The sequence below is a fragment of the Gimesia sp. genome (assembly GCF_048260065.1).
Classification (GTDB): domain Bacteria; phylum Planctomycetota; class Planctomycetia; order Planctomycetales; family Planctomycetaceae; genus Gimesia.
On sequence record NZ_JBLXHC010000005.1, the window covers coordinates 61,488 to 76,816 of the forward strand.

General features: G+C 51.2%; 10 protein-coding genes. 4 read left to right on the forward strand and 6 right to left on the reverse strand.

Annotated elements, in window-relative coordinates; translation table 11 throughout:
- Positions 1 to 6 precede the first annotated feature (6 nt).
- Positions 7 to 2,979 (reverse strand): MMPL family transporter, encoded by a 2,973-nt coding sequence (locus ACN0YN_RS10945; RefSeq protein ID WP_417385051.1) that lies wholly within the window; start codon positions 2,977 to 2,979, stop codon positions 7 to 9.
- 603 nt (positions 2,980 to 3,582) lie between these two features.
- On the opposite strand from ACN0YN_RS10945, the gene ACN0YN_RS10950 reads away from it, so the two are divergent.
- Positions 3,583 to 4,728 (forward strand): hypothetical protein, encoded by a 1,146-nt coding sequence (locus ACN0YN_RS10950; RefSeq protein ID WP_417385052.1) that lies wholly within the window; start codon positions 3,583 to 3,585, stop codon positions 4,726 to 4,728.
- Positions 4,729 to 4,831: 103 nt separating this feature from the next.
- Here the strand turns inward: ACN0YN_RS10950 and ACN0YN_RS10955 are convergent, their stop codons facing one another.
- The gene (locus ACN0YN_RS10955; protein WP_417385053.1) at positions 4,832 to 6,523 is read right to left on the reverse strand and encodes a glutamine--tRNA ligase/YqeY domain fusion protein; all 1,692 of its coding nucleotides are present in this window, start codon (positions 6,521 to 6,523) and stop codon (positions 4,832 to 4,834) included.
- A gap of 63 nt (positions 6,524 to 6,586) precedes the next feature.
- On the reverse strand, positions 6,587 to 8,158 hold the full coding sequence (gltX, locus tag ACN0YN_RS10960; RefSeq protein ID WP_417385054.1) for a glutamate--tRNA ligase: 1,572 nt from the start codon (positions 8,156 to 8,158) through the stop codon (positions 6,587 to 6,589).
- 238 nt (positions 8,159 to 8,396) lie between these two features.
- On the opposite strand from gltX, the gene ACN0YN_RS10965 reads away from it, so the two are divergent.
- A complete protein-coding gene (locus tag ACN0YN_RS10965; RefSeq protein WP_417385055.1) occupies positions 8,397 to 9,062 on the forward strand; it encodes a hypothetical protein in 666 nt (221 codons plus the stop codon).
- Between the two features lie 25 nt (positions 9,063 to 9,087).
- Here ACN0YN_RS10965 and ACN0YN_RS10970 read toward each other — a convergent pair whose 3' ends face one another.
- Positions 9,088 to 9,462 (reverse strand): DNA polymerase ligase N-terminal domain-containing protein, encoded by a 375-nt coding sequence (locus tag ACN0YN_RS10970; RefSeq protein WP_417385056.1) that lies wholly within the window; start codon positions 9,460 to 9,462, stop codon positions 9,088 to 9,090.
- The gene (locus tag ACN0YN_RS10975; protein WP_417385057.1) at positions 9,447 to 10,595 is read right to left on the reverse strand and encodes a glycosyltransferase family 4 protein; all 1,149 of its coding nucleotides are present in this window, start codon (positions 10,593 to 10,595) and stop codon (positions 9,447 to 9,449) included. The genes ACN0YN_RS10970 and ACN0YN_RS10975 overlap by 16 nt, the downstream gene beginning before the upstream one ends.
- Before the next feature lie 270 nt (positions 10,596 to 10,865).
- On the opposite strand from ACN0YN_RS10975, the gene ACN0YN_RS10980 reads away from it, so the two are divergent.
- Positions 10,866 to 11,897, forward strand: coding sequence for an exonuclease/endonuclease/phosphatase family protein (locus tag ACN0YN_RS10980; RefSeq protein WP_417385058.1), 1,032 nt, complete (start codon positions 10,866 to 10,868; stop codon positions 11,895 to 11,897).
- Positions 11,898 to 11,902: 5 nt separating this feature from the next.
- On the opposite strand, the gene ACN0YN_RS10985 is transcribed toward ACN0YN_RS10980, so the two are convergent.
- The gene (locus ACN0YN_RS10985) at positions 11,903 to 13,075 is read right to left on the reverse strand and encodes a metallophosphoesterase (RefSeq protein WP_417385059.1); all 1,173 of its coding nucleotides are present in this window, start codon (positions 13,073 to 13,075) and stop codon (positions 11,903 to 11,905) included.
- Between the two features lie 219 nt (positions 13,076 to 13,294).
- Here ACN0YN_RS10985 and ACN0YN_RS10990 point away from each other — a divergent pair, with 219 nt between their 5' ends.
- The gene (locus tag ACN0YN_RS10990; RefSeq protein WP_417385060.1) at positions 13,295 to 15,124 is read left to right on the forward strand and encodes a UbiD family decarboxylase; all 1,830 of its coding nucleotides are present in this window, start codon (positions 13,295 to 13,297) and stop codon (positions 15,122 to 15,124) included.
- Positions 15,125 to 15,329 lie beyond the last annotated feature (205 nt).

Below are 15,329 nucleotides of genomic sequence, written 5' to 3' on the forward strand. Positions count from 1 at the left end.
GCGGCATCAGGCAGCCGCTTCCATTCGATCCTGATTCTGTCGCTTCTTCTTACGATTCTGCCGGGAATCATCCTCGTCATCCATACTGAGGGAATCAGCTGATTCCTGACGATTGGAGATCCAGGTCAAAAGCGCCGGCAATGTTACCAGCGAGATAAACAGGCAACAGGCGACACCAATCACCAGCACCAGCCCTACACTGTAGAGCCCGCGGTGCGTGGCAACCATCATACTGCCGAAACCGATCATCGAGGTCAGAGAGGTCATCACAATCGCATTGATAGTACTGGGTGAAGTCTTGTACGGACCATTTTTCATGCGGAAGTCATGTACCACATGCACACCGTCATCGACGCCAATGCCTAAAATCAACGGGAGCACAATCAGATTGGCAGGGTTCAGATCAATCGAAGTCATTGCCAGGATTCCAAACATGACAATCCCCCCCACGACTGGCGGCAGCATGGTGAGTAATGCATGACAGACACTACTGCGATCTAAAACGAAGGAGACAGCAAAACTCATAACCAGAAACATACCAATCGCTGCTTCAACGCTGATCGGCGTCCCCCGGTTGAATAGAATGAACCAGGTACAGACCGTCAGAATCACAGCAGGGACCAATGCCATCGTAGCATGACTGCGGCTCAAATAATCGATCAGCAAAACAACGCAAATGACGGCCAGAGCATAAATCGATGCCGTCTTATAACTCAGTTTGATCTGTTGTGCCGCTTCATAGTTTTGTAATGGAGTACCGGTAACATCGGGATCTACGGAACGGACTTCCTTCACAAATTCTTCCAGAGGTTCGATCTCCCAGATATGATCGCGGGGATAGATCTGAATCAACCATTTTCCTTCCGCACTGACAAAACGAGAAGTCAGAGAACGAGGGAGATCGGAAAAACGAACCGGGGTGGAATCCGATGCGCCACGTAATGCCTGAAACTGTCCGAGCAGAGATGCCGTCGTGCGGTACTGGAATTCGTCCAGGAACCGGGACTGCTGAGTCAATGTCATCGATTCAAAACGGTTGAGAAACTGGTCCAGCATCCGAGCCGTCTGCTGTGCGGTCGGGTGATTATAGCGCGACAACAGTACATAAAACTGTTCCAGCTTGCGTCCGATCGTCGAGGGATTGAGTCGCGTGACCAACGGTACTTCACGAGGTAAATGTGTCAGTTGTGCTCGATACGATTGCACGAGCAGATTGGTTTCCTGCGATGAATGAGCGGGAACGCGTGAGGCCAATTCTTCCACATGATGCACTGCAGGCAGGGCCTCGAATTTTTTACGCAGTTCACGTGCCTCTTCAGGGCTGTCAGCTACAGAGACCGCGAATAACAGTGAATTCTGGGCATCATTGAAAATGCGCTTCTGAATTTCGACCGATTCCAGTCCGGAAGCCTGCAGGTTCAGCAGATTGTAATCGTAAACAACTTTGGAACTCCAGCCGTCATCCGTTTTATGAACCATCTGGCTGGCACAGAAAGCAACGATCCCCAGAGATACAATGGCAACGGTCCGCGGGAAGCGGACGATCATTTTCTGCAGCCATTTACCCTGGAAGGGTGTTGGCATCTGTTTGACTTCTACATCTTTATCGGCCCGCGATAACAGTGCTGGCAGAACAATGAATGTTGCCACCGCACACAATAGAATTCCACCGCCGCCAATAAAACCCAGCTCGGCGATCCCCAGAAAGGGAGTCAGACCGGCACAGTAAAACGCAAGAGCCGTCGTAATCGCAGCAGTTACGATACCAGTTCCCACTGTCCGGGAGGTCTGCAGTAACGCTGGTTCGAGATCTTTGCCTCGATGCCGCAGCTCAATGTATTTCGCCAGATAATGAATGCCAAAATCGATACCGAGACCAATCAATATGACGGCAAACGAGACGGAGAGAATATTCAAATGACCGATTGTCAGCGTGGTATAACCGAAGGCCCAGGCCATCCCGGCTGCCAGCATCAGCAGTGTCAGCAGAGGATGACGAAAACCGCGAAACCCGATAAACAGCAGCAGGCCCACTCCAAAGCAGGAAATGATTGATGCGTTGATCATATCAGCTTTCGACTTACGCATCTCATCGTTTTCAAGGACCGGAATTCCCGTCAGGCTGATTTTGGCTTCCGGGTTCTCAGCAACCACTTCCCCAATAATGCCACGCATTTTTTCAATAGCTTTGGTGGCACCGTCAAATCCATCTTGCTGATGAACAGGGAACACTTTCAGGAAGCCCATCGTACCGCTTTCATTGAGCAGGTAGATCACTTCACGAGAGCGCTCGCGCATGCGTTCGTTCACGGGGACAATTGAAGGCCAGGGAGACCGGAAATCGTTCTGATCAGCCAGAAAGCGTGACATGCTGCTGGAAAGTATGGCAGCATGCTGAAACAGCGGTTCCAGATACTGATCTGTGTCGGCACCGCGGTAGCTGGCAGAACGTGATTGGATCTGATAACGCAGACGATCGTAGAGTAAGTCGACCTGTGTCAGATCCCAACGTCCATTGCGGTAGATCGGTCCATATTCATCGAGTCGATTCAGACCTGCCTGCAACTGGCGCGGCGTTAAATACTGAAGCCCCTTGGAGGGTAAATCGCCAGGATTAATCTGGTACAGCGGATTTTCGAACAACTCCGGATGCTTTTCAATACGCTGTCCCAGTGTTCGTAAGACATATTTGATTGATTCAGGTGAATCCGCTTCGACCACACACACGAGATCGGATGAACTGCCGAAGCTCTCGGTGTAATTGATCCATTTCTTATGAAAGGCAGCCGTCGGGTCGATTAGATCGGCACGATCCGTTTTGAATTCGAGACGGAAGACTGTCAGCAGCACACACCCGATCGAGACGATCAGCGCAAAGGCCAGACTGAACTTTGAATGCGAGATCACAAACTGTGTCATCGCAGCCAGAGTCTCGCTGAGGAAAGACCGTTCCTGATTGTCGGGGGAGAGATTATCCACAGAACACTTCCGTGTGTTACTTAAGTCGATCTCTCGTTCGATCTAAACAACCGGGCAGAAGTGAAGGGATCGAGTCTATGAGAGCATTTCGCGTATTACGAACTTGTGATTTTACAGCAATCTCCGTATTGCCGGCAACATGAATCTAGCCTGTATTAAAGGTGTAAGTCCATGAAAATCAAAACTTTAATTCAGTGTTGATCATATAAATGTCTGGTGATTTTAGGGAGGAACCTCCCCACGTGACGTACGTAATTTGCCCGATAACAGGGATTTCATCGGCAATCTGGTATCGTTGAGATCAACTTTCTCGGTTAATCCAGTTAATCCTGCCTTAAATTTTTAATGGTTCCATCAAACTCACAAAAAGATCAGAATTCCATAACCCTAATGAAAACAGCAGATTAGATCTGATTCGGTATGATTCAGGTTGACCGGTATCGGCATTTTGCTGAATCCGACTTGACCCCAATTTCAATATTTCATAAAAAACCTGCCCCATCGCAATGGTTCGGCGGTCAGCCTTAACCGTCAGAGATTGCACACTTCACATTAACTCCATCAAATACCCCCTCTCAAAGACTCTCTTTGTAGGACATGCTCATGTTAAAAAGCGTCATTCGTTCGATTCCCGTAGTGGGGATTACATGTTTTTCATTGGCTGCAGGAACTGCTCAGGCTCAGTGGCTGCCCTTTAACAACTGTAATTCCTGTGCACCACCTCCGGTTGTGCAAAACTGTTGTCCACAACCTGTGGTGCAGTGTCCGATTCCTGTGACCCAGACAACCTATCGTCAGGTTCCCGTCACCGAGTATCGACCTGTCCAGCAGACTGTGATGAAACCAGTCGTTGAAACTAAATACGTCGATCAGCAGGTCACCGCGTATCGCCAGGTAATGGAACCGAGAACAGTCGATGTTCCCTGCACCACTTACCAGAATGTCACCGAGTGCCGTCAGGTACAGAAGGACATGGGACGCTGGGTGACACAACGCCAGTGCGTTCCCCGTGTAGCTCCCTGCGAATACGATAACCGTGCCAACTTAATGGGCTGGATGAATCGTACCGGGTACTCCATGCGGATGGCATTTACGCCACAATACAAAACAACCCGACATTATGTACCGAACGTGGTTGTACAGAACGTCCCCGTCACACGACAGGTCGCCGTACAGCAAACCCGTCAGGTAACATACAACGTCGCGAAAATGGTTCCCTACACGACGACACGTAAGGTTGCCGTGAATTCAACACGTTATGTCAAAACCACTGTAACGGCAATGAAACCAGTTACCGTGATGCGGTCGATTCCAACTACACGCACTGCTTATGTCTATCCATCCAATGGTGGATTCAATGGAACGACAACCGCATTGCTGCCAACACCTGAACCTTATATGTCAGCCGAAGCCCCTGAGCGAATTCGTCAACGGTCGGCTGAAAACAAGAAAAAGTACGATGACTCGTTTGATGCCAACAAGTACAATCGTGATCCTGCGACAGATCCTCGTCGATCCAGCCTGGATGATGATTCGTCTTTCCGACGCTCTTCTTACGAAGTTCCTCAGGAATCAACGGCACCGGCCTTCCCCCCCACACGTCGTGCCGGTTACGAACCTGATACTTCAGAGCGACCACTGCCATCAATCGTTCGTGCCAGTGGCTGGACCCGTCGGGTTCCTCGTCCTGAACAGTCAGCTCCGGTAACAGCAGGCAGCGACATTACCGTAGCACAGCGAACACCATAACTCAAAGTTAAAACATGAGCACTTTGAAGTGCATGGGCTCACTCGTCGAACCTCAGTTCGACGAGTGTTTTTTTGCGCTGTGACTTTTGCCTTTCGGCTGGTTTTACTGCTGTTTTTCCAGCCGGGCCCAGGTGTCACGCAGTGTCACCGTGCGGTTAAAGACAGGTTTCCCCGGTGTAGAATCGCGGGTATCAACACAGAAGTAGCCCAGTCGTTCAAACTGAAATCGGCTTCCCGGTCCCGCTTCTTTCAGGCTGGGTTCCAGTTTACATCCGCTTAATACCTGCAGCGAGTGGGGATTCAGATTCGTTTTGTAATCGACGTCTTCGGGGACATCTTCCGGATCGGGTGTGCTAAACAGGTGATCGTATAACCTGACTTCTGCATCCAGCGCGTGTGCTTCTGAGACCCAGTGCAGGGTCGCTTTGACTTTGCGGCCATCGGGAGCATCTCCCCCTTTGGTTTCCGGGTCGTATGTGCAATGCAGCTCAATGACCTCTCCATTTTCGTCTTTGATCACATCAACACAAGTCACGAAATAAGCGTACCGCAGGCGGACTTCCTTGCCGGGAGACAACCGGAAGAACTTCTTCGGAGGATCTTCCATGAAGTCTTCTTTTTCGATGTAAATCACTTTGGAAAATGGTACTTTCCGGGTTCCCGCCGATTCGTCATTGGGATTATTGATGGCATCGAGTTCTTCATAAGTATCTTCAGGATAATTGTCGATCACCACCCGCAGTGGATTTAGAACACCCATCACACGGGGCGCGGTCTGATTCAGATGATCGCGAATGCTGTTCTCCAACACCACTTTATCAGTCATTGAGTTGAACTTGGTCACGCCAATCGTTTTACAGAATGCCCGCAGCGATTCCGGTGTGACACCGCGCCGCCGCATACCGCAAATCGTGGGCATCCGGGGATCATCCCAGCCGGAAACATAATCGCCTTTCACGAGTTCCAGCAGCTTGCGTTTGCTCATCACGGTATAAGTCATGTTGAGCCGTGCGAATTCGATCTGCTGCGGATGAAAGATTTCGAGTTCTTCCAGAATCCAGTCGTAGAGCGGACGATGATCTTCAAACTCCAGCGTACAGATTGAATGAGTGACCTTTTCAATCGAATCAGAAATACAGTGCGTATAATCGTACATGGGATAAATGCACCACTTGTCCCCGGTCCGGTGGTGATGCACATGGCGGACTCGATAGATGACCGGATCACGCATGTGGAAATTCGGAGAGGCCAGATCAATCTTCGCCCTCAGTACAAATTCCCCTTCTTTGAACTCGCCATTCTTCATGCGCTCGAACAGGTCCAGGTTCTCTTCTACCGATCGAGATCTTCCCGGACTGGGCTTACCAGGTTCGGTGGCGGTTCCCCGATACTCGCGCATCTTGTCTGCAGGCAGATCGCAAGCGTAGGCCTTCCCTTTTTTGATCAGGGTGACAGCGTGATCATACAGCTCATCAAAATAATCGGAGGCGTAAAATTCTCGATCTTCCCAGTCGAAGCCGAGCCAGCGCACGTCTTCTTTAATGGAGTCAACGTATTCGACATCTTCTTTTTCAGGATTCGTATCGTCAAATCGCAGATTACAGAGCCCACCAGGATTTTCATTGGCAATCCCGAAGTTCAGACAGATCGACTTGGCATGGCCGATATGCAGATAACCGTTGGGTTCCGGGGGAAAACGTGTTAAGACGCGCCCGTCGTGTTTACCCGTGCGGTTATCTTCCTGAATGATCGTACGAATGAAGTCGGTTGACGTTTTTTCTTCGGGAGTTGACATCCCTTACTCCTTATTGGAATTCTTCAGTGACAAGCCACACCTGTTTTTAATTTTCAGCTTATCTCAAACATTCTGTGTGAGACCAATTGCCCGGTCAATCCGCCTGATACAAGCTTCTTTTCCCAGAATCGACAGGCAGTCAAACATCCCGATTCCAGTTCCTTTACCGCTCACAGCAACTCTCAAAGCATGGATAATCTGCCCCATGCCAATTCCTTCTGCTTCTACAAATTCGTGCAGCAACTGATCGAGGGCTGAGGCAGAGAAATCCTCCGCTTGAGCCAGTTGCTCCTTTAACTTTTCTAACAGAGCGACTGCGTCATCAGATTTCTGAATCCGCTTTTTAAAGGCTTTGTCATCATATTCGAGTTGATCGTCGGCTACAAAAAACTCGTCGAACTCCAGGATATCACTGGAGACTTTCAATCGATCTTCCATACCAACTATCACGCGACTGATCCGCTCCCTGGTTTCAGGCTGACTGGCATCCTGTACCAGCCCCGCTTTCTCCAGAAACGGACTGCAATGTTCAATTTTTTCTTCCAGCGACAACTGGTTCATCCAGTATGACTGAAAATTGAGTAATTTATCGGGATCCAGGCCTGCAGCAGCTTTGACAATGCGATCGAGGGAAAAGTTCTCGACAATCGTGTCTAACGACATCGTTTCGGTCTTATCATCCAGTGACCAGCCCAGGCGGGCCAGGGCATTCAAAATCGCTTCCGGCAGATAACCGATCTTTTCATAATATTCGACCATCACCGGATCCAGGCCGCCCGCGTTCTCCAGTCCAATCCGTGGAAAAACGGCTTCCGCCTTATCGAACATTTTCTTGAACTGTGGGCTCTTGCGGTATTTATCGAGCTTTCGCTTACTCAGTTTTTCTTTCCCACCCGGTGCCGCCACAAACGGGATGTGGGCGAACTGCGGCAAGTCATATCCCAGCGCCTGATAAATCAGTACCTGGACCGGCGTGTTAGAAAGATGTTCTTCCGCACGAATGACGTGCGAAATCTGCATCTGTGCATCGTCGATCACGGTTGCCAGATTATACAGCGGCGTTCCGTTCCCGCGCAGAATCACCGGATCTGGCATCAGGCCGGCATCAAATTCCACGTGGCCACGTACGGCATCATCGATCTGGATTTTCTGATCGCGGGGAACCAGCAGACGCACCACCGACGGACGTCCTTCCGCTGCATACTGTTCCAGTTCACTCTCCGTCAGTTCCAGCGAACGACGAATATTCAGATAGTTTTTCTTTTCCTGGCTGGCGGCTTCGCGATCGGCCTGAATCTGCTCGGGGGTATCATAATCCCGGTAGGCTTTCCCGTCTGCCAGCAATTGATCTACGGCAGCCCGATACAGGTCATTTCGTTCGGATTGAAAATAGGGGCCATGCTCGCCCCCCACTTCGGGGCCTTCATCCCAGTCGAGTCCCAGCCACATAAATGCCTGCAGAATGGGGCCCAGTGCCTCGGACAGATTGCGTTCCTGATCGGTATCATCAATCCGGAGAATAAACTGCCCCCCGTTGTGCCTTGCCCAGAGCCAGTTGAAGAGTGCGGTCCGCATGCCTCCAATGTGCATATAGCCGGTGGGACTGGGAGCAAAACGCGTTCGAACGGTACTCATAAATAGACTCTTATCATTCGCAGGGAAAGCGATCGGGTTTTGGGAAAGTCGCGAAAAACACCTGGGGCAGCCAGGCGTCTCACGGGAGATTTAATTCAGACGACTGATCATAAAAGACCACCACCCATCCGACAAGTATATTTAGAGATACAACTTAGTGCATTTTCACGTTTTCTGAGCTTCTTTCGCCACTGGTACCGGTCTTGACGCTTCCCCCGACGCGATCTAGCATTCCAGCATGAAACGTTTCCTGCTGTTCTTTTTTTTAGTGCTGTTGCTCCTGGGAGGGATCACGGGGGGGCTGTATTGGTCCTCTGCTCAGGTCCCTGATTTTTATCAGGAGGCGCTACAGGAACAGGTTGAACCGGAAGTACGCCAGGAAGAAGCCAAAGAGTTTGTCCAGCGTTCCATGCAGGTTGTGAACGATGTTCGCAATCACGAGCCGCTCTGGTCACAGGAATTCAGCGAGCAGCAGGTGAATGCCTGGCTGGCTGAGGAACTGCACCAGAAATACGATAAATGGGTCCCCGATGGTGTGACCGACCCGCGCATCCGGTTCGAAAAGAATCAGGTTGAGCTGGGATTTCACCTGACGCTCCCCAAATGGTCGGGCATCATCAGCCTCAAATTCAAACCCTGGTTGATGAAAGAAAATCGCCTGGTACTCGAGCTTGAACAGGCCCGCGCCGGTTTGCTCCCCATCCCGATTGACGAAGCCATGACCGAACTGATTCAGGAGGCGCGTAAAGAAGGCTGGTATATCGAATGGGGGGAATCCAACGGAAACGATACGTTAATCATTTACCTGGATCGTCGGAAACCGGAACTCCCCGAACTGACTGCGTTAGCCGTAGAAACCGGCCTCTTTCGGATTGCTGGTAAGTCTGAATCAGACAGCCAGTGAATTTCTGAGTGACGGCTGAGCGTCATCAGAAAAAAGGAGTGTAATTCAGATCCCAGACAGATTCCTCAGTGGTCTGCTTCAACGTAACGCGCCCGGCAAGTTCTTCGCCCGTCAGCAGCGCAACATACAGACCCTCTTTTTTTTCCAGAAGTGTGAACGATCCCCTGTCCCAGCGTTTCACGGTGCCCCGCTCTCCGCTGACAGGTCCTTCGTATTCCAGATAGACGAGACGATGATCGGGCAGTGACTCGGCTGTCAGATCCAGTGATGTTTCATCGGATGCAGGATCGATCTCGGGGGCTATCGGCAGCCTCCAGGTTTTGAGAACTCCCTCCTCTTCCAGCATCAGATCCCAGTGTACTTTGGGATGATCGTGGTGGAGTATTACGTACTGTTGCATGATGGCTTACTTTCGGAAATAACCTGATTGATCAGCTGCTCCCAATGCAGAAAGTACTTCTCGACAGAAAAACGTTCTGTTACCTGCAAAGCTTCGTTCGCCAGTCGACTCCGCAGTGCTTCATCCCCCATCAGGCGTTTCAATGCCTGACCGAGTTCTGTCACACTGTCCGCAGGAACCAGCAGACCATCCAACTCCGGTCGAATGATTTCAGCAGGTCCACTTTCACAGTCATAACTGATACAAGCTAAACCGCGGGACATTGCCTGCAGAAGTGCATTGGGAAAACCTTCATAGCGGGAAGGTAACACAAACAGTGCTCCCTGATCCAGTTGCAGCTCAGGCTCTGATGTCCAGCCCGGTAACGTAACCTGGTCCTGTAATCCCAGGTGATTGATCTGCTCCTGAAGCGAATCGCGCAGGGGGCCCTCTCCCAGAATTCGTAACCGCCAGTCCGGAAAGTCACCAGCGATGGAAGCAAATGCATCCAGCAGACGGTCAAAACCTTTCTCGTGAGAAAGACGCCCCAGTCCCAGAATCAATTTGGAGGGACTTCGGGCGACAAGCGTTTCTGGGGAAACAGCAGGTACATCTGGAGAACGGGGTGCCGGTACTGCATTCGGGATCACTTCGATATGAGTTGACTTCAACCACTGCCTGCAGAAATCAGCCACCCCCTGTGTCTGAACAACCAGGGCACTTGCACGCGGATAGGTCCGTTTTCGCAGAAATGACCAGAGCCTGCCAATCGGATGATGCCGCGGGTCTGAACGTTCCGAGATGATTACCGGACAGCGCATTCGACCTGCCGCCAGCAGCGTCAACACATTCATTCGATCCGTCAGACTGATCACAACGTCTGGCTGAGAGCGGGCAATCGCTGACTGCAGGAAATTGATTCTCAACCTGTTACTGGAAATCGCCTGGAACAGGTTTTTAGAATCCTGCATAAGATCCAAGGCAATCCGCTGTACGTTTTCTTCCAGCGAAAAGCTATCGGTCTCAGCAGAATCCAGGGTAATCAGAGTCACTTCCTCCCCCCGCCATGCCCAATGATTGGCCATCATCGCTGCAACCCCTTCGGCACCGCCCAGGCTGAGAGAAGGAACTGTGATGGTCAAACGACGCGACAAGGCGTGCAACTCCATTATGTAAGGTATTGTTATCCTGTGAGATACGGTAAGACCGTAAAACAGAATCTCGGACTAAAAGCAAGACTACCGCATCAGTGAACGGACCACAAGTCGTTGTAATTCTTACTTTAAAGCCGACGGAAAATTGCTCTACGCGCTGATTCTTATTTCTGTTAGATTGCGGGCCTCTCAACTCTCAATTCCTGCCTGACTTCTCCCCTCCCTGATTCTCTCGATACTCCCGTCATACGCATTACCACGGATGGTACTATGGCCGAAAAGTCTAAAAAGAAAACATCTCTCGTCAAATCATGGAAATTGCGCGGACTGGCTTTGCTGCTCATCGGCTTGCTGGGCGGAGGCATGTTCCATTTCGACATTGTCAAACCGAAGCAGGTTACGCGCTGGGTCACGGATATTATTTCTTCGACCGTCTCCCCGTCGACTCCCTCTGACTGGGATGCGACGGAGATTGATCTGCCCCGCTCCGAGGAAACCATTCGCATCGCCACCTTTAACATTCAGGTGTTCGGGCAAAGCAAGATGCAGAAACCGGAAGTCCCTCAGATTCTAGCCCGCATCATTCAGCAGTTTGATGTCGTCGCAGTCCAGGAAATTCGCGCGTTAGACCAGTCGTTTCTGGATGACTTTCTGAAAATTCTCAATGCGGGAGAACAGCAGTACGGTTGTCTGGTTGGCCCCCGACAGGGGCGCACGGCCAGCAAGGAACAGTATGCCTACTTCTATAACACGGCCCGCATTACCGTCAACGAAAAGTGGACTTATACGGTCATCGATAAATATGACAAATTACATCGCCCCCCTTATGTCGCTCATTTTCAGACCCTCAGCCCTTCCAGCAGCAATCCTTTTACGTTTTCTCTGATCAATATCCATACCGATCCCGATGAAACCGATCAGGAACTGAATGTTCTGGACGATGTGTATCGTGTCGTCGCCAATGACGGGAGTCAGGAAGATGACGTGATTCTACTGGGTGATCTGAATGTGGACGATCAACACCTGGGTGAACTCGGGCAACTCAACGATATCATGTGGACCGTTTCAAAAACCCCCACCAATACCAGAAAATCAAAACAATACGACAACATTCTCTTCAGCCGTCGTCGTTCTCAGGAATTTACAGGCAAGTCAGGGGTTTATGATTTCCGAACCCGGTTCAAACTGTCAGAAAAAGAAGCACTCACCGTTTCAGACCATCTGCCGATCTGGGCCGAATTCCATATTTCCGAAAACGGGTCCGTCAGACAGGCGTCTGCACAACAGCCTGTGCAACGTTGATGAAATTAGTTTCCCGTCCGCAGGGTCAACAGGCTGAATTCCGGTCGACACAGCCAGCGCAGAGGATGAATTCCTGAGACGCCCCGACTGACGTGCATCAACGTCGATTTACGATAGAACGTACCACTGGTATAGCGGGTTCCATGCACACTGGGAGCAAACACCGGCCCGACCAGAGGCAATCTCACCTGCCCCCCATGCGTATGACCGGACAGCACCAGGTCATATTCCTGCGCACAGGCCCAGTAAAAATTATCCGGCGTGTGGCTGACAAGCAGCAGAAAATCAGCGGATTGCTCTCCCGCTTGAGCTGGCAACACAGGATGCTCCCCCATCCACGGAACTTCGGTTCCGGCAATCAGCAGAGAATGACCGGCGTGTTCCAGTTGAACGATCTGTGAAGAAACGTCAATCCACCCCAGACCACTCAGCGACGATCTAATCGGCTCGCTCAACTGGTTCCAGTCATGGTTACCCAGGATAAAGTAACGCCCCAGCGGCGCCTCCAGTTGACCCAGAGTTTCGTCCAGCCACTCCAGGCAATGCATTTCATCGATGAGGTCGCCTGAGAAAATAATCAGATCCGGTTTGGATTCCTGAGCGATTCGGCACAGTTCGCTAAAATAATCCCGCGTCAGCGTTCCCGAGAAATGCAGGTCACTCAAATGCAGGATCGTCAGCCCTTCCCATGCAGAAGGTAACCGATCCATGACAAAGGTCTTGTGAGAATACTCAACACGGAAGATTTCGTTATAAGGCAGACCGGCGAGATAGTGATAAGGCCCGTCTCCAATCAACTCGTGCCCCAGCCGTTCGCGGACGTCGATTAACTCATAACGGCTCTCGGTCTGACGACGGGGAACACGGTAGAACAGATGCCTGAATACAGATAAGAGAAATCCCAGAAACCCTAGGCCACACAGCAGGAAAACCGGCTTCCACCAGAATGAGAGTTGACTCCACTCTCCGCCAACCAGCACTCCAGGAGAGTACAGCCCCACCGTAACGAACAGAACGAGTGGGAAACCCAGCAGCATGACATAGGTAATGTGTCGTGTTCTTTTGAGCGTTGGTTCATGTATCGGCAGCGCATGCGTCCGGTTTATGAAAGTCACCCAGAGCTCTAAATGGCCGATCGCTATCATGATCAAAATCAGGCCATTGATCCATTCATCCATGAAATTGTTTTCTAATAGCACTTCCGAAAAAATCACATCCCGAGCAGGCACAACGCGGCGTATCATAGATCATGAAAGCGGGAATGAAAATAGAAACCAGTCTCCAGAGTGGTACCAGATCAGGCCTGAAGTGCTATAATCCCTCAGTAAACGTTACGCTTCAGCCAGCAAAACTCAGCTCATCAACTATGAATTTTTAAATAATGGAACCGTGCCCCGATGGGATACCGTGGACTGCGTGCATGTGTCAACGAACTGGAACGAACAGGTCAGCTTATTCGAATCGAGCAGGAAATCGATGCGAATCTCGAAGCGGCTGAAATTCAGCGTCGCGTTTACCAGGCGGGCGGCCCCGCCCTCTTCTTTGCCAATGTCAAAGACTGCCGATTTCCCATGGTGAGCAATCTGTTTGGAACGCTGGAACGCACACGGTACATCTTTCGAGATGCCTTACAGGCCGTCAATCATCTGGTGGAACTGAAAGTCGACCCGACCCGGTTCTGGAAACATCCTCTGCGATATCGGGACGTCCCGTTCTCCCTGCTGCATATGCTGCCCCGCTCTCGTCGTACCGGACCCGTGATGGAAAATCAGATTCGCATCAGCGATCTGCCTCAGCTCAAAAGCTGGCCCGACGACGGCGGTCCCTTTATCACCCTGCCTCAGGTTTATACGGAATCCCCCAAACGGGGCGGACTGATGAATTCCAACCTGGGCATGTACCGCATCCAGTTGAGTGGCAACGAATATCAACCCGACCAGCAGATCGGCATGCACTACCAGATTCACCGCAGTATCGGCGTGCATCATGCAGAAGCGATTGAAAAAGGGGAGCCCCTCAAAGTCAATATTTTTGTCGGAGGCAGCCCTGCCATGACGCTCTCAGCGGTCATGCCTTTGCCGGAAGGACTCTCCGAACTGACCTTTGCCGGCGCACTGAGCAAACGCGCCATCCGCATGGTGAAGAACAAAAACGGGTTGCCGATTTATGCGGATGCCGACTTTTGTATCACCGGCTGGATCGATCCTGAAAAACTGTTGCCGGAAGGACCGTTCGGCGATCACCTGGGTTATTACAGCCTGGCACACCCCTTTCCGGTGATGAATGTGGAAGCAGTCTATCATCGCAATGATGCCATCTGGCCCTTCACTGTAGTCGGCAGACCTCCCCAGGAAGACACCGCCTTTGGTGCCATCATCCATGAAATTACCGGCCCTGCAATTCCGTCCGTCATCCCAGGCGTGCATCAGGTACATGCCGTCGATGCAGCCGGCGTCCATCCCCTGCTCCTGGCGATAGGAAGCGAACGCTATACCCCGTATGACCAGGAACGCAAGCCTCAGGAAATTCTGACGAATGCCAATGCGATTCTTGGACAGGGACAATTGAGCCTCGCCAAATATCTGATGATCGTGGCCCGGGAAGATCGCCCCGATCTGGATGCCGAAGAGCTGGAAGAATTCCTGTCTCATCTGCTCGAACGGATCGACTGGAAACGTGATCTGCATTTTCAAACCTGCACTACCATCGATACGCTGGATTACTCGGGAACCGGATTCAATTCAGGCTCCAAAGTCGTCATGGCGGCAGCAGGTCCGGTGAAACGAAAACTGCCAACAGATATTCCGGCGGACTGTGCTTTGCCCGACGGTTTCTCCCACCCTCGCCTCTGTCGACCGGGAATCGTTGCGATCAAAGCCCCTGCCTATCAGGAGCAGAATCAGGACCTGCGGCGGTTCGCTGCAGAACTCCCAGCCAGTCATGCTCTGAATCAGTTCCCGCTGATCGTCCTCGTCGATGACAGTGAATTTACGGCAGCCAGCCTCAACAACTTTTTATGGACGGTCTTCACACGCTCCAATCCCGCCAGTGATATAGACGGCATTGATGCCTTTACTGAAAACAAGCACTGGGGCTGTCGTGGTGCTTTGGTGATCGATGCCCGGATTAAACCCTGGCACGCCCCGCCTCTGATTGAAGACCCCGAGATCACCCGACGCGTCGATCAACTGGGCGCCCCCGGTGGCCCGCTGCATGGGATCATTTAAATCGGGAAGTTACGAACAGCGTGCTGTTTACAGCGATCTCCATTATTTGATGTGTGCCAGGTATCAGTTATGAAGACGAATTAATCTCTTCTTCTTAGACATACTGTGCACATTTGGATAGAATCGACTCTTAAGTAGATCCCATCGCCATGAGAGGATCTTTCTGTGGAAAACCAATCCGAAACTCGTTGCTATCATCTGCGGC